General features: G+C 63.0%; 16 protein-coding genes, 1 tRNA gene and 1 riboswitch. Of the genes, 7 read left to right on the top strand and 10 right to left on the bottom strand.

The window, feature by feature from the left end:
• Nucleotides 1-117: 117 nt before the first annotated feature.
• A complete protein-coding gene (locus LSG43_RS03810) occupies nt 118-918 on the bottom strand; it encodes a crotonase/enoyl-CoA hydratase family protein (RefSeq protein WP_231801422.1) in 801 nt (266 codons plus the stop codon).
• Between the two features lie 195 nt (nt 919-1,113).
• Here LSG43_RS03810 and LSG43_RS03805 point away from each other — a divergent pair, with 195 nt between their 5' ends.
• Nucleotides 1,114-1,584 (top strand): MarR family winged helix-turn-helix transcriptional regulator, encoded by a 471-nt coding sequence (locus LSG43_RS03805; protein ID WP_231801420.1) that lies wholly within the window; start codon nt 1,114-1,116, stop codon nt 1,582-1,584.
• A 1-nt stretch (nt 1,585) separates the two neighbouring features.
• Here the strand turns inward: LSG43_RS03805 and LSG43_RS03800 are convergent, their stop codons facing one another.
• The 4 genes from LSG43_RS03800 to LSG43_RS03785 are packed head-to-tail and all read right to left on the bottom strand — an operon-like array spanning nt 1,586 to nt 5,890.
• Nucleotides 1,586-2,008 (bottom strand): acyl-CoA thioesterase, encoded by a 423-nt coding sequence (locus LSG43_RS03800; protein ID WP_231801418.1) that lies wholly within the window; start codon nt 2,006-2,008, stop codon nt 1,586-1,588.
• 8 nt (nt 2,009-2,016) lie between these two features.
• A complete protein-coding gene (locus tag LSG43_RS03795) occupies nt 2,017-2,778 on the bottom strand; it encodes an SDR family NAD(P)-dependent oxidoreductase (protein WP_231801416.1) in 762 nt (253 codons plus the stop codon).
• Nucleotides 2,779-2,781: 3 nt separating this feature from the next.
• Nucleotides 2,782-4,029: a thiolase family protein gene (locus tag LSG43_RS03790; protein ID WP_231801415.1), complete on the bottom strand. Its 1,248-nt coding sequence runs from the start codon at nt 4,027-4,029 to the stop codon at nt 2,782-2,784.
• A 1-nt stretch (nt 4,030) separates the two neighbouring features.
• Nucleotides 4,031-5,890, bottom strand: coding sequence for a feruloyl-CoA synthase (locus LSG43_RS03785; protein ID WP_231801414.1), 1,860 nt, complete (start codon nt 5,888-5,890; stop codon nt 4,031-4,033).
• A 94-nt stretch (nt 5,891-5,984) separates the two neighbouring features.
• Here LSG43_RS03785 and LSG43_RS03780 point away from each other — a divergent pair, with 94 nt between their 5' ends.
• On the top strand, nt 5,985-8,015 hold the full coding sequence (locus LSG43_RS03780) for an acyl-CoA dehydrogenase family protein (protein ID WP_231801413.1): 2,031 nt from the start codon (nt 5,985-5,987) through the stop codon (nt 8,013-8,015).
• Nucleotides 8,016-8,075: 60 nt separating this feature from the next.
• Here the strand turns inward: LSG43_RS03780 and LSG43_RS03775 are convergent.
• Nucleotides 8,076-8,149, bottom strand: a tRNA-Gly gene (locus LSG43_RS03775).
• Between the two features lie 366 nt (nt 8,150-8,515).
• Here LSG43_RS03775 and LSG43_RS03770 point away from each other — a divergent pair.
• The 3 genes from LSG43_RS03770 to proX all read left to right on the top strand — a co-directional run bounded on the left by LSG43_RS03770 (nt 8,516) and on the right by proX (nt 11,809).
• Complete coding sequence (locus LSG43_RS03770) at nt 8,516-9,769, top strand: quaternary amine ABC transporter ATP-binding protein (RefSeq protein ID WP_231801412.1); 1,254 nt, start codon at nt 8,516-8,518, stop codon at nt 9,767-9,769.
• Nucleotides 9,762-10,694 (top strand): ABC transporter permease, encoded by a 933-nt coding sequence (locus tag LSG43_RS03765; RefSeq protein ID WP_231801411.1) that lies wholly within the window; start codon nt 9,762-9,764, stop codon nt 10,692-10,694. Before LSG43_RS03770 ends, LSG43_RS03765 begins: the two co-directional genes overlap by 8 nt.
• A 101-nt stretch (nt 10,695-10,795) precedes the next feature.
• The gene (proX, locus tag LSG43_RS03760) at nt 10,796-11,809 is read left to right on the top strand and encodes a glycine betaine/L-proline ABC transporter substrate-binding protein ProX (RefSeq protein WP_231801410.1); all 1,014 of its coding nucleotides are present in this window, start codon (nt 10,796-10,798) and stop codon (nt 11,807-11,809) included.
• Nucleotides 11,810-11,877: 68 nt separating this feature from the next.
• Here the strand turns inward: proX and LSG43_RS03755 are convergent, their stop codons facing one another.
• The 3 genes from LSG43_RS03755 to LSG43_RS03745 form a co-directional block, all read right to left on the bottom strand.
• Complete coding sequence (locus tag LSG43_RS03755) at nt 11,878-12,330, bottom strand: DUF421 domain-containing protein (protein ID WP_231801409.1); 453 nt, start codon at nt 12,328-12,330, stop codon at nt 11,878-11,880.
• 9 nt (nt 12,331-12,339) lie between these two features.
• Nucleotides 12,340-12,861 (bottom strand): hypothetical protein, encoded by a 522-nt coding sequence (locus LSG43_RS03750; RefSeq protein WP_231801407.1) that lies wholly within the window; start codon nt 12,859-12,861, stop codon nt 12,340-12,342.
• Nucleotides 12,862-12,945: 84 nt separating this feature from the next.
• Nucleotides 12,946-14,076, bottom strand: a complete 1,131-nt coding sequence (locus LSG43_RS03745; RefSeq protein WP_231801405.1) for a 2'-deoxycytidine 5'-triphosphate deaminase — start codon at nt 14,074-14,076, stop codon at nt 12,946-12,948.
• A gap of 104 nt (nt 14,077-14,180) precedes the next feature.
• A riboswitch (SAM riboswitch) is annotated at nt 14,181-14,261 on the top strand.
• A 38-nt stretch (nt 14,262-14,299) separates the two neighbouring features.
• Here LSG43_RS03745 and metZ point away from each other — a divergent pair.
• Together metZ and LSG43_RS03735 are read left to right on the top strand one after the other, a co-directional pair.
• On the top strand, nt 14,300-15,505 hold the full coding sequence (metZ, locus tag LSG43_RS03740; protein ID WP_231801403.1) for an O-succinylhomoserine sulfhydrylase: 1,206 nt from the start codon (nt 14,300-14,302) through the stop codon (nt 15,503-15,505).
• Between the two features lie 34 nt (nt 15,506-15,539).
• Nucleotides 15,540-16,982: a TrkH family potassium uptake protein gene (locus LSG43_RS03735; RefSeq protein ID WP_231801401.1), complete on the top strand. Its 1,443-nt coding sequence runs from the start codon at nt 15,540-15,542 to the stop codon at nt 16,980-16,982.
• On the opposite strand, the gene LSG43_RS03730 is transcribed toward LSG43_RS03735, so the two are convergent.
• Entirely contained in the window at nt 16,983-20,138 is a 3,156-nt protein-coding gene (locus LSG43_RS03730; protein ID WP_231801399.1) for an efflux RND transporter permease subunit, read from the bottom strand.
• Between the last annotated feature and the right edge of the window lie 2 nt (nt 20,139-20,140).

Raw genomic sequence — 20,140 nt, 5'->3', positions numbered from 1 at the left:
AACCTGAGCGTTATTCTTTTGCCCGAAACCACAGTCGGCCTTCGCGCTATCACGCATCCTCCATTTTTGGCGCACCGTTCCGTCCTCTCTCGGGTAAGCGGCGCTGCCATGCAAGGATCATCCGAACTTCGGCTGGCGCTTTTCCAGAAATGCCCGCAACCCTTCCTCCGCATCCGCGCCGGTCTGGCTCAACGCGGCAGCAAGACTCTCGGTATAAAGACCGTCCTCGGCCGACATGTTGGCGATTCGTGCTATCGACTGGATGACGAGGTAGTTGACTGCGCGCGAATTGGACGCGATCTGGCGCGCGAGTTCCTCGGCCTTCTGAAGCGCGCCGCCGCTTTCGGCGAGATAGTGCACCAGTCCGATGCGTTCGCCTTCCTCGGCGGAATAGGCGCGGCCGGTCAGCATCATCTCTGTCAACCGGTCGGCGCCGATGATCCTGGCAACGCGGACCGACGCGCCGCCCCCCACGAAGATACCGCGCTGCCCCTCGGGCATGCGGAACCGGACGTCGGGTTCGGCGACCCGGACGTGACACGCCGCGGCGATCTCAAGCCCGCCGCCCATCACCGCGCCAGTCATGGCCGCGACCACCGGGATACCGCCGAGCTGAACGAGCTGGGCGACCGCGTGCCAGTTGCGCGAGTGGCGCATGACTTCGAGCGGTTCGCGGCGCACCTGCTCGGAAAGGTCCAGCCCCGCCGAGAAATGCCCCCCATTGCCCGAAAGGATCGCAACGCGAACGCCTGTGGGAATGTCAGAGAAGAACGCACGGAGGGCATCGACAACGGCATCGTTGACCGCGTTGCGCTTTTCAGGCCGATTGAAGGTGAGATAGGCAATCTCGCCTTCAATCCGCGTTTCCAATACCGGCTGGCTCTCGGTCACCCGCCTCTCCTCGTCGTTCTTGTCCATATGCGGCTTTGACCCGCGCGGCTGTTTATGAGAATGTTATAATACATAACAATAAAGAGTGCCAGTCATGAATGTACCCCGTCGGGACTTTGCGCACGCGGCGGATCGCCCAATCTCCCTTGCGCTGCTTGCCTTTGCCCGCCCGTGCCGGGATAAGCTTGGTCCCGGGAATGGAATCGATCAGGAGCGGAGCTTATGACAGACGTTGCAAATCGTCCGGCACGCAAGCCGAAAGGCGGGTTTGCGGCAACGCCGGTCACCTCGATCCTGGGGTTCCAGCTCCGCCGTGCGCAGCTGAGCGTTTTCCAGCGCTTCCAGCAGCATTTCAAAGAGCACGACATCCGCCCGGCGGAATATTCGGTGCTCACGCTGATCGCACACAACCCCGGCTGCAAGCAGATCGACATTGCGCGGGTCCTGGGGATCAAGCGCGCCAATTTCGCAGCGCTCATGAACCGCCTCGATGCACGCGGCTGGACCGAGCGGCATGCGGCCGAAGGCGACAAGCGCTCGCAGGCGCTGTTTCTTACCGCGGCAGGGGAAAAACTCATCGCGGAACTCGACACGTTGCAGGCCGAGTTCGAGCAGGTCTGCGTCGACCGGCTTGGCGGAGACGCCGAGCGGGACAAGCTCGTCGCTCTGCTGCGCAAACTCGCCGACCTGTAGGTCATTTCCCCTCGAATGCGGCGATCACCTCGGCAGGGATCGGCGCGGCCCGGATCGCATCGGGCTTGTCAGGGTGACGTTCGGCCCAGACCCGGACCTCGTGGGCCGTGATGGCCTCGTCGTCGCCGTGGAAGAGACGGTGCTCGACCGTAAAGCTCGAGCGCTTGAATTCCTTGATGCGCGACTGGATCGAGACCACGTCACCATAGCGCGCGGGGCGGGAAAACGACGCGCCGGTATCGACCATCGGAATCCCCACAATGCCGAATTCCTTGGTCCATGCGATCTTCTTTTTCCCGAGGGCCGCCTCGAAAAGATGGGCGGTGGATGCGTCGAACAACCTGAAGTAATTGGGATAATAGACGATCCCGGCAGGATCGCAGTCGCCGAATTCGATCTCGACTGTGCGCGTATGAACAAGCATCGGGCGTCCTATTTGGGCTGCATCCGCAAGGCGCCGTCGAGCCTCACGGTCTCGCCGTTGAGATAGTCGTTATCGATCATCGCCAGGACGAGACCCGCGAACTCTCCGGGATCGCCCAATCGCGCGGGGAATGGAATTGCGGCACCGAGAGCCGCCTGGGTCTCCTCGGGCAATTCTTCGAGCAATGGCGTCTTGAAGAGCCCGGGCGCGACGGTCAGCACACGGATCCCGAAACGTGCCAGTTCGCGCGCCACCGGCAAGGTGAGCGCGGCAATGCCGCCTTTCGACGCGGCATAGGCGGCTTGCCCGATCTGCCCCTCGAAAGCAGCGACCGACGCAGTCGACACGATGACACCGCGCGCATTCCCGGCGTCGGGTTCGGCAAGGCTCATGCGTGCCGCGACGAGCCGGATCATGTTGAACGTCCCAACGAGGTTGACCCGGATTACGCGCTCGAAATTCTCAAGCGGCATCGGCCCCTCGCGACCGACCACCCGGCCAGCGGTGCCGATGCCGGCGCAGTTGACGAGCACTGCTGGTGGACCGAACGCCGCTGTAGCGGTCTCGATGGCAGCTTCTGCGCCGCCGGGATCGGCGACGTCGCATGCACACAAGAGGCCACCGATGTCGTCAGCAAGAGCCTGACCCTTTTCTGCATCGCGATCGAAAACCGCGACCTTGGCACCCTTTGCGGCCAGCGCGCGCGCCGTGGCAGCGCCAAGGCCGGATCCGCCGCCGGTCACTATGGCGAGACGGTTTTCAACCTGCATCGCTTAGGCCTCCATGTTCTCGATGAGCAACGCAATGCCCTGCCCGCCCCCGATACACGCCGAAGCGATGCCGTACCGCAACCCCGTGCGGCGCAATTCATAGGCCAGCGTGAGGGTAAGACGAACCCCGGTCGCGCCGAGCGGATGGCCGAGCGCGATGGCGCCGCCATTGACGTTGAGCTTGTCTTCGTCGAGCCCGAGTTCTCGGACGCAGGCGAGAACCTGCGCGCCATAGGCTTCATTGATCTCGATGCGATCGATTTCGCCCAGGCTGAGCCCGCTGGCGTCGAGCACCGCGCGGATCGCCGGGGCCGGACCGATACCCATGATGTGCGGCGGCACGCCAACGGCCGCGCTGCAGATCATGCGCGCAAGCGGCTTGATACCATTGCGGTCGCAATAGGCTTTGGACCCAACCAGAGCACCGGCGGCGCCATCGACAATCGCCGAGGAGTTGCCGCCCGTCTGGACACCGCCGAAAGCGGGGCGCAGCTTTGAGAGCACTTCAAGTGGTGAGGGCCGGATATGGCTGTCCGCATCGACGGTCTCGACGCCCCGCCCAAGCTTGATGCCGCGCGGTTCCAGCCCTTCCCGCTCGAACGCCTCGTTTTCGACCGGAACGATCTCCTCGCGCAGAATTCCGCGCTCCTGCGCCGCTACGGCGCGTTCGAAGCTGCGCGAGGCATAGCGGTCAACCTCCTCGCGCGAAATCCCGTAATCGCGGGCGAGGTTTTCGGCGGTATCGCCCATCGAGCAGCGCGCGGCAGGATCAAGCAGGGCCTCCCAGAGGAAATCCTTGAATTCGACCTGCCCCATGGCAAAGCCGTTGCGGTGAGTATAGGCCGCGATCGGGTTGCGGCTCATGGATTCGGTGCCCACGCCAAGAGCGAGCTCGACGCGCCCGAGCGAAACCGCGTCCGCGGCCTGGCTCAGGACCTCGATGCCCGTGCCGCAGATGCGTTGGACGAGATGCGCGGGCCGTTCGACCGGCGCGCCGGCATAAAGCCCGATGTGACGCGGGGTGACGTAGGCATCGTACGATGCCTGGGCCATCGACCCGGCAATCGTCGTCCCCACGTCTTCGGGGGGCACACCGGCCTTGGCGATTGCCGCCCGGGCTGACTTGATGCCCAGATCGATGGGCGAGATCATCGAGAGCGCACCGCGATAATCGACAAACGGCGTCCGGGCGCCATCTATGAGGTAGGCGTTTTCGAACTTTGCGTGCAGGCCGTGCGATGCTGTCGTCACCCTAGGCACCCTTTCTTTTGAATTGGAGAACACACTCCGGCGCGGGATCGGCGTAGAGTGCCTCGAACTTGTCGGCGCGGGCGGCCATCACCGCGCGCTGGTTGATCGAACCTTTGTCCGTAACTTCGCTGGCCTCCATGCTGGGCGGGCTATCAAGCAGCACGGCCCGCGCTATGTGGCTGGCGCTGCCGGTAGCCTGCGCGGCGAGCGCATCCAAGGCATCCTGGAAAAAGGCGATGACCTCGGGGTGCGTCACCACCTCCGCATCGCGGGCGCTTCCGTTGAGCCCGGCGTGTCTCCGGCAGGCGTCCAGGTCCGGGAAAATCAACCCGCCGAGGTAATTCCTGTCGGCGCCGGTCAGAACGATATCGCGGATCATCGGTTTGCACGCCGCAATGGCCGCACTCCGCACGCCGGCAGTATTCACCCAGGTGCCGGTGGAGAGCTTGAAATCCTCCGTCACCCGGCCGTCGAAGACAAAGCCACGCGAGACGTCGTCGGGATCGGCGAATTTGAGCGCATCACCGATCTTGTAGAACCCTTCCTCGTCGAACGACTCGGCGGTCTTGTCGGGCTGCTTCCAATAGCCCGGCGTGATCGATGGCCCCTTGAGACGCAGTTCGAGCTTTTCGGCGTTGGGCACCAGCTTGATTTCAAGCCCGGCTGCGGGGAGCCCGACAAGGCCGGCCCGGTCGACCGCCCAGGTCGTCGTGAACGCAAAGGGAGCCGTTTCGGTCGAGCCGTATCCGGTGATGATCATGATGCGTTCGCCGGTGGCCGACGTCGCGGCGGCGTCGAGCCCATCCCATACGTGCTGGGCCAGGCTGGCCCCGGCGTATTGGAGTACCTTGAGGTCTTTGAAAAAGCTCTCGCGCAGGCGCGGGTTGTCGCTCAAGTGCCCGACCAGCAGCTCGTAGCCCTTGGGGACGTTGCTGTAAAAGGTCGGCGAAACCTCTTCAAGGTTGCGGACCGTGCGCAAGATACCCTCAGGGGTCGCTACGCCGTCGTCGATGTAATACGTGCCGCCATTATAGAGCACTATCCCGAAATTGTGGCTGCCGGCGGCGACGTGGTTCCAGGGCATCCAGTCGACCATGACCGGCGGCTCGTCCGCGAGAAAAGCGAGCGCGGAGCGGATCATTTCCTGATTGCAGGTAAGCATGCGCTGGGTGGTGATAACCGCCTTGGGCATGCCGGTCGAACCGGAGGTGAAGAGGAACTTCGCAATGGTATCGGGACCGACGGCAGCACTGGCCCCATCGACGGCATCGGCCGCCGACCCGGCCCGAATGTCGTCCAGACGTTCGCACGGGCGGTTCTGGAGACGATTCTTGCGTACGATCACCGGGATATCGCGATCAAATACCGCATCGATTGCGGGCGCGAAGCGCTCGCCGTCGCTTGCGTAGATCATGCCCGGCTCGAGCAGGTCGGCGACGTGCCGGAGCTTGGCGAAGTCCTTGGAGACGATGGAATAGGCCGGAGCGAGTGGCGCGTAGGGCACGCCGACAAGCATAGCGGCAAGGCCCAGCAGAGCATGCTCGATCTCGTTGCCCGAAAGAATGACGAGAGGCCGTTCCGCACTCAATCCTGCATCGAGCAGTCGCTGCGCGATCGGCTGGATCGCTGCCCAGGCCTCGCCGTATGTCAGGCGCCGCCATGCCCAGTCCTCGCCCCTGTCGGCGAGAAAAACGGCGTCGGGTCTTTCCCGAGCCCAATGGGCCAGCCGGTCGGTCATGCTCCGCGCCGCAGCCGGGAGCGGCTCTGTGGAACGCGCATAAATGACGCCACCTTCCCCCTTCTTAAGGGTGACGTCCATCCGCCCCATCCGGACATGCCGATAGCCTGACGCCTTGGCCATGCTCTCCTCCCTTGCCAATTGTTATATTTCATAACAATATCGGATACGCAGATCAAGCCGCTATTTCGGCATGGCTTGGAGCGGGGAGGATAGGATGCAAGAGCCGGCGCGAGAAACGAAGATATCATCCACCGCCGCGGCCTTTGGTGCTGCGGGCGACGCGGAAGGGGCACGCGACATCGGAGCGCTCGACGATGCGGCAAGCGCGGTGAGCCGGAAGCTCTCCGCGCAACGGGCCGGTCTCGTCGAACGTCTGATCTACGGACCGCCGCCCGAGATCGAAGAACTGCAAGCCGGCGGACGCATCTGCGCTACGCTCGAAAAGCAGACGGATCCGGTCCTTGCCGCTGCAATGGGGGTGTTGAAAAAAGGCGTCGCCTTCACCGCCGACGGCAAGCTCTCGGGCGAACTGCGTGACGCGCTCGCCAGGGCCGGTGCCTATGGGCTCACAATTCCGCGCAGCTATGGCGGGACCGAAGCGAGCTATCTGCGCCTTGCCAGCATAGAAGAGGCGCTCGCGGCCAATGGGTTGGGGCCGCTCGCCGTCGAACTCTCGGGCGAATTGACCATCGGCGCCGGCGCGCTGCTCGGATACGGCAGCGAAACCCAGCGCAGCACGTTTCTGCCGCTTGTCGCTGAGGGCGCGCTCATGGGCTTTGCCCTCACGGAGGTTGGAACCGGCATCAACGCCAAGAAGATCCGGGCCTATGTCGAAACCGATGCGGATGGGAACTATCGCCTCTTTGCCGAAGGCGCGAGCAACAAACTCTGGATCACCAACGCCACCCATGGCGGGCTCGTCGCAATCGCCGCGCGCATCGGCAAGACGGGAAAGGAACTGGGACTTTTCGTCACCCAGCTTCCCCAAGCGGACGTCGCCATCGAGGAGGATGGCTGGGAATTCCGCTGCGAACCTTCGGGCGTCGACGCATTCACGGCCAACTACAATTCGCGGCTGCACTTCGCCAACTATCCGATACCGGCACAAAACCGCATCCCCGGCGACGGCGTCGAAGTGTTGTTCTATTGCCTGCGGCTCGGCCGGTGCATGCTTGCGGCGATGTCGGCGGGATACCAGCGCATGCTGGCGCGCGATGCCGTCCACTACGCCAGAGAGCGCCAGGGTGTCGGCGGCCTCGTGATCCGGCACGAACTGCCCCGGCTTGCCATTGGACGCATGCTGGGCGGCTCGCTGCAGGCGCGCGCGCTCGCTTTCCTCGCGCTTTCCCAGGACGAGGCCAGGTCCGACCTCGCCGGGCTCCGTGACTTCACCAAATCCGCGGCCTCACAAACCGCGCTCGACTCGATGGTGGCCTGCGAGCACGTTCTTGGCGGCCGGGCGTTCGACCGCAACAGCCGGATCAATGCCGCGCGGCCCAATCTGCACCTGTTCGGTGTGGTCGAGGGCGAGGATGAGATGATCCGCATGGGCGCCGTGCGCGACGTCACGCAGCGCTTCGTTGAAACCTATCTCGCACCGCTCCTTGGCGAGGTGCAGGCCATCAATACGGACGCGGACGGCAATGCGGTCCCCGAGCACCGGCGGCTCCTGCGCCTTGGTTGGCGCGACTTCCTCAAGCACCCCGCCCCGGCCTTCCGGCTTCTTCTCAGCATCGTCACCTCGCGCGCCGCCTATAGACTGCTTGGCTGGATTGCACGCAACGGCTGCGGTGATCTCTTGCGTGCAGCCGGCCGCCTCATACCGGCGGCGGTCCACCCGCGCTATCGGTCCCTGCCCCGAGAACTCAGGCCGCACGCCCGCTTTGCAGAAAGAGAGCTTCGCCGCATCCGCTGGCACCATCTGCGCCTGAGCGTGGCTCTGCAACTCGAGCTGACGACGGCGCAAGTGGCACTGCAGCGGCTTGGACAGCGCATCGAATGGCTCGTCTCGATCCTCGCGATCTGCCACCATGCCGCCACTCAGGACAGCAGCCAATGGCACATCGCATCGCTGCAATCACTGCTCCTGCGCGAGCGGGTGCGGGCAAATTCTTTCGAATTGGGTGGCGCCAATTTGAAAGCCCTACGCCAGGCGATCGGCAAGGTCGGCCTCGACGCGCAGGAAAACCGCAGCAGCCTGCTGAACACCCTCGAGCCGCAAGGCTACGCGCATCCCTTCAAATAGGCACGCGAAACGCCAAATCGGCTACGTCAATGCTATATCGAATAGCGCCAGAGAGCGGACTGGAGCGGGTGAAGGGAATCGAACCCTCGTCGTAAGCTTGGGAAGCTTCTGCTCTACCATTGAGCTACACCCGCTCAGGCTGCGTGCGCGGCACGAAGCGCGCCTTGTTTGCGGCAAATCCGGCGCGCCGTCAAGATCGCTCTCATGGTTGGGTTAAGGCAGCCCGGCAGCGGCTCGGCGCGGATGCGAAGCGCTCCGCAATCGAAGAGTTTCCGGGGGTTTCGAGCCGTTTCGGGTTGCGCGCTATGTAGATTTTTGACCATTCGGCGGTTGAATTGAGTCAAGCGCAGCCTTATTGTGCATTCAGAACATCATTTCACGTGCGTTGCCGGGCTGGTATTCATAAGAATTCTGGCCTTGCGATGTTTCGTGCCGAATAACTATTTCTGCTTTTCTCGATTCGTGTCTTTAAATACGATCGAACAACTGTAAGGGAGCTTATGCAAGCCAAGTTATCCGTCCGGAATGTCTTCAAGATTTTCGGCGACGCACCCGATGAAGCCCGTGAGCGGCTGGAACGGGGCGAGACCAAGGAAGAGATTTTCGAAGCGACCGGCTCGACCGTGGGCGTGCAGGATGCAAATTTCGATGTCGGGGAAGGCGAGATCTTCGTCGTCATGGGACTTTCGGGCTCGGGCAAATCCACGCTCGTGCGCATGCTCAACGGCCTGATCAAACCAACCTCCGGAGAAATCCTGATCGACGGCGAAGACGTCGCCAGTTGCGATGCGGAAACGCTGCGGCGCATCAGGCGCTCCAAGATCACTATGGTCTTCCAGCATTTCGCGCTCTTCCCGCATTGGACCGTGGCGGAGAATGCTGCCTATGGGCTCAAGATCAAGGGCGTCGGCGCCTCCGAACGCCGCGAACGCGCGCTCAAGGCGCTCGGCCAGGTGGGCCTCACAGCCTGGGCCGACAGCAAGCCATCCGAACTTTCGGGCGGCATGCAGCAGCGCGTGGGGCTGGCCCGCGGGCTGGCCACCGACGCGCAGATTCTCCTGATGGACGAACCCTTCGGCGCGCTCGATCCGCTTATTCGCCGCGAAATGCAGGATGAGTTGCTCGAGCTGCAGAAAACGCTCAAGAAGACCATCGTCTTCATCACCCACGACCTCAACGAGGCACTGCTTCTGGGCGATCGCATCGCGATCATGCAGGACGGCAGGTTCGTGCAGGTCGGCACCGCGCAGGAGATCGTTTCCGAGCCCGCCGACGATTATGTCGCCGCGTTCGTGGCCGATATCGACCGCGGTCGGGTCTTTACGGCCGATACGGTCTTTAACGACCCCGAGGCCGTCGTTCTGGGCAAGGACACCGCGGATGTCGCGATGCGGCGGATGGAAGAGCTCAACCGCAACGCGCTCTATGTTCTCGACGGCAAGAAGGTGGCGGGGGTCGTCACGTACCAGGACCTCGCGACGGCCACACGCGAGAACGGCGTCGACGGAGACATCTTGAGCAAAGTGCTGATTACCGACTATCCCACGGCCGAAAGCGAGCATCAGCTCGCGGACCTTTACGGGGCGGCCAGCGCCGGCCTGCCAATCGCGGTCACCGACGAAAAGGACCGGCTGATCGGCATCGTCGAGCCGGAGTCCGTCTTCGCACAGCTGTCGGGCGACGAGACATCCGAACCCGACGCCGACAAGCCATCCGATCCGGCCATGCAGCGCAAGGGGGACGCCAATGTTTAGTCCCGCCGATCTTCTCGTCATTCCGTTCGACGACTGGGTGAATACCTTCGTCCGCGGCTTCCTCGTTCCCAATTTCCGCGATGTATTCCGCGCCGCACAGGTACCCATCACTGCGACACTGAATGGGCTGGATGGGCTCTTTCAGTGGATCCCCATGCTCGTCACAACGGCACTGCTTGCGCTCGCGGCGCTCAAATGGGCTGGCCGCGGCATCGCCCTTTTTGCAGTTCTGGGCCTGTTCTTTATCGACATGATCGAACTCTGGCCCGAGACGATGACGACGCTTGCGATGATCATCACGGCCGTTTTGTTCTGTGCCGTGATCGGTGTCCCGCTCGGCATTCTTGCGGCGCGGAGCAACAAGCTCTGGACCGTGACGCGGCCCATTCTCGACATCATGCAGACCATTCCCTCCTTCGTTTATCTCGTGCCGATCGTCATGCTGTTCGGCGTCGGGACGACGCCGGGGATCATCGCGACCATCATCTTCGCGTTGCCGCCCATCGTACGTCTCACGAATTTGGGGATCCGCAACGTGCGGGGCGATCTGATCGAGGCGGCAAATGCGTTCGGGTCGACGGGCTGGCAGATGCTCTGGGATGTCCAAATTCCCCTGGCGCTGCGCACGATCATGGCCGGGCTCAACCAGACGCTGATGCTGGCGCTTTCGATGGTCGTGATCGCGGCGCTTATCGGCGCCGGCGGGCTCGGCCTCGTGGTCAATACCGGCCTGGGACGCCTCGATGTGGGGGGCGCGACCGCGGGCGGCGTGGGCATCGTCATCCTCGCCATCATCCTCGACCGCATCACGCAGGGCATGGGCGAGGCCAACGGTGTCAACACGGTTTCACTGCGGCAAACGCTGATGAACCTCTTTCGCTCCAGGGGCTCTCAGCCCGAGGGCGAAACAAAGAAGGCGGGTTAAGCCCGCCCGAACCAGAGGCTGGGGCCGAGGCCCCACGCCTTTCGCATGGCGGGCCCGATGCCCGTCCAAATTGTCGAAAACAAAAAGGAGACGCGATCATCATGTTCAGTCTCAAATCCTCCCTTGCAACGCTCGGCGTCGCCGCCCTTGTCGGTGTCGGCGCACTCGCACCCGCCGTCGCCCAGGACACCCCCGGCGAAGGCACCACGGTCAACATGGCCCAGGCCACCTGGGACACCGGCTTCTTCCACGCCGAGATCTATCGCCAGCTCCTCCAGGAGCTCGGCTACGACGTGCCCCAGATCACGACGCTCGATGCGCCGGCCTTCTATCAGGCGGTCTCCCAGGGCGACGTTCAGCTTTGGGTGAACGGCTGGTTCCCGCTGCACAGCACGTATGAAGACGTGTTCAGCCAGGGCGCCGAGATCGTCGGTGCTGTTGCACGGGGCGGCGCGCTTCAGGGCTATCTCATCGATACCGCTGCCGCCGAGGAATTCGGCATCACTTCGCTCGACGACTTCAAGCGTGACGAAGTCAAGGAAGCGTTCGACCGCAACGGCGACGGCAAGGCCGATCTTGTTGCGTGTCCTCCGGGCTGGGGCTGTGAAGTCGTGATCGAAGGTCATCTCGATGACTACGATCTTCGCGATCACATCAACCCGATCAAGGCGGGCTATTCGGCCTCAATGGCAGACGCCATCGCCGCCTATGACTCGGGCGACCACATCCTGTTCTACACCTGGACCCCCAACTGGACCGTGAACGAGCTCCAGCCGGGCGAAGACGTTGTGTGGATCGAAGTGCCGGAAGCTGAAGGCGTCGAAACGCCAGAGGCCGCTGCAGGCATCGAAAACTGCGTCTCCGATCCGTGCCGGATGGGCTTTGTTGCCAACGACATCGTCCCGGTCGCCAACACGGAATTCCTCGAGGCCAATCCTGCCGTGGGCGCTCTGCTCAACGCCGTTGAGATTCCGCTCGGCGATATCTTCGAGCAGAATGCCGCGATGAATGAAGGCGACGACGACATCGAGGCCCAGGCTTCCACCTGGATCGAAGACAACCGCGACATGGTCGACGGCTGGCTCGAAGAGGCCCGCGCGGCCGCTGCGATGTAAACGGATCATCCGTTTGGAAACGAAGGCCGGGGTTCGCCCCGGCCTTTTTCGTTGAACTGTGCCTCGATCTACTTTCCGGCTCCTGCCGGTATAATCGATATGTTGCCGCTTGCCTCGAGCACGGCGAAGTCAATCTGATCGAGGCGCGCAAGGCCATGCTGAATGCGCGCTGCTTCCAGCACGTCGCCGATCTGCACGCGCGCCCGCGCCATGGCACGCCAGTCCGGCTCTCCTTTGCTGATCAGAACGGTCGTTGTGCCGTCGATCACGATGCCGGCCAGGGGCAGGTGCCGCTTGACGTGCGAAAGCAGGATATCGATACCGAAGAGCGTCAGGATCAGGATGACCGCGTTGGAGATGGAAAAGTCGTCTCCCAACAAGGCCTGCTGCGTGGTTTCGGCCACGATAAGCAGGAGCACGAAGTCAAATGCCGTCAGCTGCGATAATGTTCGGCGTCCCGAAAGGCGGACAACGATCAGCATGATCACGTAAATGGCAGCACCCCGGAATACCGATTCCATCGTCGCCTCCTACGGCAGGACGAGCGTCCGTACCTCTTGCGACGCACCGCCGTCGATTCGGACCGCATAGTCCATCCATCCAACATTGAGAGGGGTCACGAACACGGACGCGGATACGCCGGCGTCCGGCCCGGCCTCAAAAGTAAAACGCATACCATCCGCCAACGTCGTGCTGGTCGCCGGCCGCGGCTGCATGCTGCCGATCTCGAATGCGTCGACAAACGCCTGCGAGACCTCCAGCGTATGGGTCGTTGCATTGCCAGCGAATGTCACGCGTAGATCGTCAGACGTGTGCCAACGGGCAATGGCAGGATAGTCCACCCTGCCAGAGCCATCCTGCACGACGGCCCGTGCGAACGGTCCACCGGAGCCTGTGAGCCCGAACATGGCCAGAAGGAGAAGCGCCGCAAAGAGCGCCCAACCGCAGCGTTCGACAACCCAGAAGATGCGCTGCGCACGGGTCGAATCTTCCACCTGCAATCCATCGTCCCGCACGCGCGGAACCGCAATTCCGTACTTTTTCCTGCCCATCGGCCAAACCGCCTTCAGGCAGGTAACGATGTCGCATATCAGGAGTTCCCCGACCGGCAAGGCAATGCCGGGGATATGCGCGCCTCAGTCGCTCCGCGTGACCCCCGGCAAACCCTCAAACGACTTGAAATGCTTGGAGAGCTTGAGGCTTTGCGCCTGATAGTTCGAACCCAGCGCGGACCCGTAGAGCATTTGCGGGCGCTCGGCCATCTTTTCGTAGACAAGCCTCCCGATGGTCTGGCCGTGTCCCAGGAGGAAAGGCACCTCACGGCTGCGGACCTCGAGTACGGCGCGGCTGCCCTCGCCGCCGGCGTCCGTATGCCCGAAGCCGGGGTCGAAAAATCCTGCATAGTGGACCCGGAATTCGCCGACCAGCGGATCGAACGGAACCATTTCGGCGGCGTAATCGGGCGGCACGTGGACGCTTTCGCGCGAGACGAGGATATAGAACTCGTCAGGGTCGAGGATGAGCTCGTTGTCGCCGCGATTGTAAAGCGGCTCCCAGTAATCCAGCACGTCGAGCGCGTCTTTCCTGTCCACGTCGACAACCGCCGTGTGGCGCTTGGAGCGAAAGCCTATGAGCCCGCCCCGGCCCTCGCCCATCAGATCGATCGAGAGCGAAACGCCCTCCCCGACGTCCATGTTGGGATCGAAGACCAGCGTTTCCTTTTTATGCACCGCCTTGTGCTGGGCGGCGGTCAAACGCGGATTGCCGACGCGGAAACGCATCTGGGAAAGCCGCGAGCCGGTGCGCACGAGTACCGGGAAGGTGCGCGGGGAAATCTCGAGATAGAGGGGGCCATGATAGCCGGCCGGGACCATATCGAAGCCGCGGGCGTTGTCGGCGATGACGCGCGTGAAGATATCGAGGCGCCCGGTCGAACTTTTGGGATTGGCGGCGGCGGCGACTTCCGGCGGCAGCGCCAGGCTTTCGAGCAAAGGCACGATATAAACGCAGCCACGTTCGAGCACGGCGCCGTTCTTGAGGTCTATTTCATGGAGCTTGAGGTTTTCCACGCGCTCGGCAACGGTCCGGTTGGGACCGGGCAGGAAGCTCGAGCGCACGCGCAGCGCCTTCTCGCCGAGGCGCAGATCGAGGCTGGCAGGCTGAATCTGGTCCGCATCGAACTTCTTGCCCGAGGCGATGGCGCCGCTTTTAGCCAGATCCTTGATAAGGCGGGCCGAGAAGATGCCCTGGGGCCAGGTCTGGCTCATAGTTCTGCGACGCCTCCCACACAGTCTGCTTCAGACTGGTTAGCAATCGCAGCGATTGACGCCAAGCGCGTTTTGGCGGTAAGTCAGAGGAGATTGCCGGAAAACGGCAATCAGGTGGTGATTTGGCCGGTCCGATTGCAGGCCACCTTAAACAAGACTGCTAAAGCGACCATCCGCACCGGCCGCATTTCGCGCGCCGGTTTTTTTGTATTCGAGGTATCCCATGTCCCACGCCGGCAATCCGCTCTCCGACCCCAAGAAGCGCAAGGCGCAGACGATGCTGGTCCACGGTGGCATGGAGCGCAGCCAGCATGGGGAAACCTCCGAAGCCATCTTCTTCAATTCCGGTTTTGTCTATCCCACCTCCGCCGGTGCCGAGGCGCGGTTCAAAGGCGATGAGCCGGGACACATCTATTCGCGCTTTTCCAATCCGACCGTCGAAATGTTCCAGCAGCGCATGGCGCTTCTGGAGGGCGCGGAGGCCGCCCGCGCCACGGCAACGGGCATGGCCGCGGTAACGACCGCCGTCATGGCGCAGGTGCGTGCCGGCGACCACGCGGTCGCAGCGCGGGCGCTCTTCGGCGGCTGCCGGTTCGTGATCGAGGATTACCTGCCGCGCTGGGGCGTCGACACCACGCTCGTGGACGGCCGCGATCCAGCCAACTTCGAAAAGGCGATGCGGCCCAATACCAAGCTCATTTTCGTGGAAACGCCGACCAACCCCACACTCGAACTCGTCGATATCGAGGCGGTCGCAAAGATCGCGCATGCGCATGGCGCCCTGCTCATCGTCGACAACGTCTTTGCCACCGCGATCTGGCAGAAGCCGCTGGAACTCGGTGCCGATATCGTCACCTATTCCGCGACCAAGCACATCGACGGTCAGGGACGCGCGATGGGCGGCATCATCCTGGGGTCGAAAGAGCTGATCGAAGCCGATATCCATACCATCATCCGGCAGACCGGGCCCTCGATAAGCCCGTTCAACGCCTGGGTGATGCTCAAGGGTCTCGAAACGCTGCCGCTGCGCGTCAAGGCCATGACCGAGAGCGCCGCAAAGATCGCCGATTTCCTGGCCGACCACCCCAAGATCGAAACGATGCGCTATCCATTGCACAAGAGCCATCCGCAGTATGAACTCGCCAAACGGCAGATGGGCGCGGGCTCGACGCTGGTCGCATTCTCGGTCAAGGGCGGCAAGGCGGCTGCCTTCAAAGCCGCGGATGCGCTGGCGGTCATTGCCATTTCCAACAACCTGGGGGATGCCAAGTCGATCATCTCCCACCCCTCGACGACGACGCACCAGCGCTTCTCCGACGCGGACAAGCTCGAGATGGGGATCACCGAAGGGTTGCTGCGGCTTTCGGTCGGGCTCGAGGATGCCGAGGATCTCATCGCCGATCTGGCGTTCGCGCTCGATCAAGTCTAGTTTTCCTTCCGACGTCGGCGCACGCAGGCAGAGCATGGATTTCCGCACTATCTTTTCAGCGATCGGCGCACTGACTGCGGCGCTGGGCGCATCCATGCTCCTGCCGGCGCTGGCCGATTTCGTCTACGGCAACGAGGACTGGCTCGTCTTTCTCACCTCGGCGCTGATCACGACGATCTTCGGTGGAGGCCTGTGGGCCGCTTCGACCGGCGGCACGTCGGAATTGAGCCTGCGGCAGGCCTTCTTGATGACCACCCTTATCTGGGTGGTCCTGACGACATTCGGCGCATTGCCGATCTATCTTTCGAACCTGCGGTTGACGTTCACCGATGCGATGTTCGAGGCGATGTCGGGAATAACCACGACGGGCGCCACGGTTATCACCACGCTCGACACGGCGCCGCCGGGCATCCTTTTGTGGCGGGGATTGCTGCAATGGTTCGGTGGCCTGGGCGTCGTCGTCATGGCCATCGCGGTCCTGCCCATGCTGCGCGTGGGCGGCATGCAGATGTTCCGCGCCGAGGCTTTCGAAACACCCGACAAGATCCTGCCGCAGGCCGCCCAGATAGCCTCGGCAATGACCGTCATCTATGTGCTCCTCACCTTCGCCTGCGCGGTCTGCTACTGGGTGGCGGGGATGCCGGCGTTCGATGCCGTTGCGCATGCGCTGTCGACAGTGGCGACGGGCGGCTTCTCGACGCGCGACGCCTCGCTTGCGGCTTTCCCCCAGCCGGCTGTTCACTATGTGTCGACGGTCTTCATGATTCTGGGCGCCCTGCCTTTCGTCCTCTATCTTGGCGTTCTGCAAGGCAGCGTGGTGCAACTCGTACGCGATTCCCAGGTCAGGCTGTTCCTGGCCCTCGTGGGGGCCGCGACGGTCCTTGTCGCGCTGGTTCAGATCGCGGGAAACCATCATGAAGGCGAGACCGCATTCCGGCAGGCGCTGTTTTCCGTCGTCTCGGTCATCACAGGGTCCGGGTTCGGAATTGCAGACTATGGTGCCTGGGGACCGCTTTCGATGGCCATCTTCTTTGTCATCATGTTCATCGGCGGCTGCACCGGCTCGACGTCCTGCGGTATCAAGATATTCCGGTTTCAGGTTCTTGCGCGCGATCTCTACCAGCACGTGCGGCAAATCGTTTTCCCGTCGATGATATACGTGAAGCGCTATAATGGCCGCCCGCTGCCGGATAACGTCTCGACCTCGGTGCAAAGCTTCGTCTTCGTCTATTTCGCGAGCTTCCTGATCCTCGCGGTGCTGCTCTCCCTAAGCGGAATGGCACCGCTCGAGGCGATCAGCGGCAGCGCGACGGCCCTCGCCAATGTCGGTCCCGGCCTTGGCGAGATCGGGCCTGCAGGCAATTTCGCGGGGCTCAATGACACATCCAAATGGCTCCTCACCATCGGCATGCTTGTGGGACGGCTTGAAGTCCTCGTCGTGCTCGTACTGTTTACGCCGCGGTTCTGGCGGGCATAGCTATTCGGCCGGGGCCTGCGGCGGAACGTCGTGATGGCGGCCTGCGACAAGCTCTTTGAAGGTCGGCGCGTTGGGGGTCAGGAACACCCAGCGCAGGAAGGCACCGACATCGGCGCCGATGCCCAGCAGCGCCGGCACGAGGAACAGGACGAGCAGCGTGGCGAGCGCCAGGCCCGAAACGATGGTTACCGCCATGGGGATCAGGAACTGCGCAACAAGGCTCTTTTCGAACAGAAGCGGTGTCAGCCCGCCAATTGTCGTCAGCGACGTCAGGATCACGGCGCGCAACCGGTCGCGCGCGGCACCGAGTGCGGCTTCGCGCAGCCCCTCGCCGCCGGCGAGCCTTTCGTTCATGCGGGCGATCAGGACGATCGAGGAATTCACCAGAATGCCGCCGAGGCCAAGCATGCCCATCAGCGAGACGATGGTGAGATTGTGCCCCAGCAGATAGTGCCCCCACACCGCACCGGCCAGCCCGAAGGGGATGATCGCCATCACCGCGATCGGCGTGAAATAGGACGCGAAAATCCAGGCGATGATGATGTACATCACGGCAATGGCGAAGATCGCGCCAACGCCCAGATCGGCGAACGCGGCGTTCTGCTCGGCCTGGCGGCCGCCGAGTTCGTAGGAAATACCGTACTGCGCGGCGATCGTGGGCAGGTAGTCGCTTTCCAGCCGCGAGAGTATTTCACCGCTATCGACGCTGTCGTCCACATCGGCGCGCACGGAAACCGCGGTTCGGCCCTGCTCGCGCGCGATGAAACGGAAGCCGTCACGCTCGGAGAAATCGACGACGGAGGTTAAAGGCACGTAGGTGCCCTCCGGCGTGCGCACCCACATCGACCGCAAGGCTTGAGAGCCGGAGACGTCGCTGACGCGTTGCAGCACAACGGTGATTTCGTCGTCCTGGGTTATGACCGTGCCGACGTCGCGCCCTTCGAAGGCGTCACGGACTTGCGTGCCCAGCGTCGTGAGATTGAACCCGAGCGCCGTGCCACGGTCGTTGATGTTCATCACGAGCTCGGGGCTGCCGTAGAAGAGCGTATCGAAGGTGCCGGTGACTTCGGGGAAGCCCTCGAGCACATCCTGCAGCTCTTCGGACGCCTGCTTGAGGGTCGCTGCGTCCGAGCCCACAAAGCGCACGTCAACCGCCCGGCCCGGAGGTCCGCCTCGAAACTCACGGATGCCGATGTTCTCGACCCCGGCGACCGCTGGAAGGTTGTCCTCGAGCGCCTGCGTGATCACGGATGTCCGGACCGAACGCTCCTCGGACGGGGTGAGATAGACGTTGAAGTCGGCCTCGCCCTCGTCGAGATCGAGGCCCGCATAGGTCGTCACGATCAGTTGTTCCCCATCGGGCGTCAGGCTGCGCTCGACGGCGCCGACTGCGGCCTCGATGTCGTGAACGATGGCGGCCATCTCCGACTGGGGTGTTCCAGCTTGAAACCGTGCGGAGACATTGAAGCTCTCGCCTTCGGAGGTGGGGAAGAATTCGAAGCGCAGCTGGTTGGACATGATGAGCCCGAGCGCACCGAGCGTGATCGCGATTGCGATCGCCGCGGTCAGATAACGCCAGGTGTAGGACCATTGCGCCAGCGTGCCGAAAATCCTGTCGCGGAAGACATTGAAGCCCGCGTCGAAGCGGCGGCGAAAGGGACCGGGCCGCTTGCGTTCGCGCGGCATGGCGTGGGCGAGGTGTCCGGGGAGGATGAAGAAGCTCTCCATGAGGCTCGCCGCCAACACGGCGACCACGACGATGGGTAGCGGCGACATGATCTGTCCGACCACATCGCCGACGAGCCAGATCGGCGCGAAAGCGGCCATCGTGGTCAGCGCCGAGGCGATGACGGGCGCCGCCATGCGCTGGGCGGCCTGAATGGCAGCCTCGGCGCGCGATGCCCCTTCGCGATAGAGCGTCGCCGTGTGCTCGCCCACGACAATGGCGTCGTCGACTATGATGCCCAGCACCATCATCAGGGCGAACATCGAGATCATGTCGATAGTCAGGCCCATCACATACATCGCGCCGAGCGTCCCGAGGATCGCGACCGGGATCCCCATGGCGACCCAGAACGCGACACGGCCGTCGAGGAAGACGAAGAGCACGACAAGCACGAGCACAAATCCGGCGATGCCGTTTGAAATCAGCAGCGCCAGGCGCTGATTGACCTGCTCGGCTGCGGCATCGAAAACCACGACGTTCAGGGATTGCGGCAGCCTGGGTTGCAGGGCATCCACGTAGTTGCGGACGGTTTCGTAAGTCGTCACTGTGTCGGCGGTCGCGGAGCGCGAGATCTGGAGCTTGATCGCGGGCTCGCCGCGCATATAACCCAGCGGCGTATCGGATGCGTAGGTATCTGTGATCGTTGCGATATCGCCGAAGGTCAGCGAGTCACCGTTGGCTGATGACAGGATTTCGGTGCTTTCGATCTCGGCGACAGACAGTTCATTGGCGGCCGCGCGGATCTGGGCGTCGAAGTCGCCCGAGAGGGATCCGGAGGGCTGGTCGGAGAAATTGGGCTCGAGCGCGTCGGAAAGATCCGTGAGCGTCAGCCCAAGTTGCCGCAGGCGCGCGTCATCGACCTCTATGAGCAGTTGCCGGTCGCGATAGCCGGTGAATTCGACCTTGTCGACGCCTGCGTCGAGAAGGCCATCGCGGATTTCGCGCGCATAGCGACGCAGCGTTTCCTCGGGGAACGGCCCGGATATGCCGATTGCGGCAACGGGGTCGTAGAAACGCGGAGCCGAGATAGACGGGGTTTCGGCGCTCTGGGGGAGATTGTTGACCCCGTCGACCGCCGTCTGCACGCGCCGCTCCGCGTCGGCCATATCGGTCGTGCGCTCGAAATCGAGCGAGATCGTGCCGCCGCCTTCCCGGGCGTACGACTCCATCGAGGTGACGCCGTCGAGCCCGCTGACCACAGGCTCGATCAGCGTGAGAATATTGGCCTCTACGTCCTCGGCAGACGCCCCGCTCCAGGCGACGGAGATGTTGACCGACTTCACTTCGGTGTTCGGCATGAGCTGCCGGTTGAGGCTATTGATGCCCCAGATACCGAACAGCACGAACAACAGCATGAAGAGGTTGGCGGCATTGCGGTGCCGGACCATAGCGGCCAGAACGCCGCGCGACTGTTCGGGCGACGGACGCATGG

Origin of the sequence: Pelagibacterium xiamenense (assembly GCF_021166475.1) — a bacterium.
GTDB classification, from domain to species: Bacteria; Pseudomonadota; Alphaproteobacteria; order Rhizobiales; family Devosiaceae; genus Pelagibacterium; species Pelagibacterium xiamenense.
This window is presented reverse-complemented; position numbering and strand designations above follow the sequence as displayed.

Excerpts from the sequence above, each read along its gene's own strand:
- LSG43_RS03810 (WP_231801422.1), bottom strand. The coding sequence starts at position 918 with ATGGACAAGAACGACGAGGAGAGGCGGGTGACCGAGAGCCAGCCGGTA.
- LSG43_RS03805 (WP_231801420.1), top strand. The coding sequence starts at position 1,114 with ATGACAGACGTTGCAAATCGTCCGGCACGCAAGCCGAAAGGCGGGTTT.
- LSG43_RS03800 (WP_231801418.1), bottom strand. The coding sequence starts at position 2,008 with ATGCTTGTTCATACGCGCACAGTCGAGATCGAATTCGGCGACTGCGAT.
- LSG43_RS03795 (WP_231801416.1), bottom strand. The coding sequence starts at position 2,778 with ATGCAGGTTGAAAACCGTCTCGCCATAGTGACCGGCGGCGGATCCGGC.
- LSG43_RS03785 (WP_231801414.1), bottom strand. The coding sequence starts at position 5,890 with ATGGCCAAGGCGTCAGGCTATCGGCATGTCCGGATGGGGCGGATGGAC.
- LSG43_RS03780 (WP_231801413.1), top strand. The coding sequence starts at position 5,985 with ATGCAAGAGCCGGCGCGAGAAACGAAGATATCATCCACCGCCGCGGCC.
- LSG43_RS03770 (WP_231801412.1), top strand. The coding sequence starts at position 8,516 with ATGCAAGCCAAGTTATCCGTCCGGAATGTCTTCAAGATTTTCGGCGAC.
- LSG43_RS03765 (WP_231801411.1), top strand. The coding sequence starts at position 9,762 with ATGTTTAGTCCCGCCGATCTTCTCGTCATTCCGTTCGACGACTGGGTG.
- proX (WP_231801410.1), top strand. The coding sequence starts at position 10,796 with ATGTTCAGTCTCAAATCCTCCCTTGCAACGCTCGGCGTCGCCGCCCTT.
- LSG43_RS03755 (WP_231801409.1), bottom strand. The coding sequence starts at position 12,330 with ATGGAATCGGTATTCCGGGGTGCTGCCATTTACGTGATCATGCTGATC.
- LSG43_RS03750 (WP_231801407.1), bottom strand. The coding sequence starts at position 12,861 with ATGGGCAGGAAAAAGTACGGAATTGCGGTTCCGCGCGTGCGGGACGAT.
- LSG43_RS03745 (WP_231801405.1), bottom strand. The coding sequence starts at position 14,076 with ATGAGCCAGACCTGGCCCCAGGGCATCTTCTCGGCCCGCCTTATCAAG.
- metZ (WP_231801403.1), top strand. The coding sequence starts at position 14,300 with ATGTCCCACGCCGGCAATCCGCTCTCCGACCCCAAGAAGCGCAAGGCG.
- LSG43_RS03735 (WP_231801401.1), top strand. The coding sequence starts at position 15,540 with ATGGATTTCCGCACTATCTTTTCAGCGATCGGCGCACTGACTGCGGCG.
- LSG43_RS03730 (WP_231801399.1), bottom strand. The coding sequence starts at position 20,138 with ATGCGTCCGTCGCCCGAACAGTCGCGCGGCGTTCTGGCCGCTATGGTC.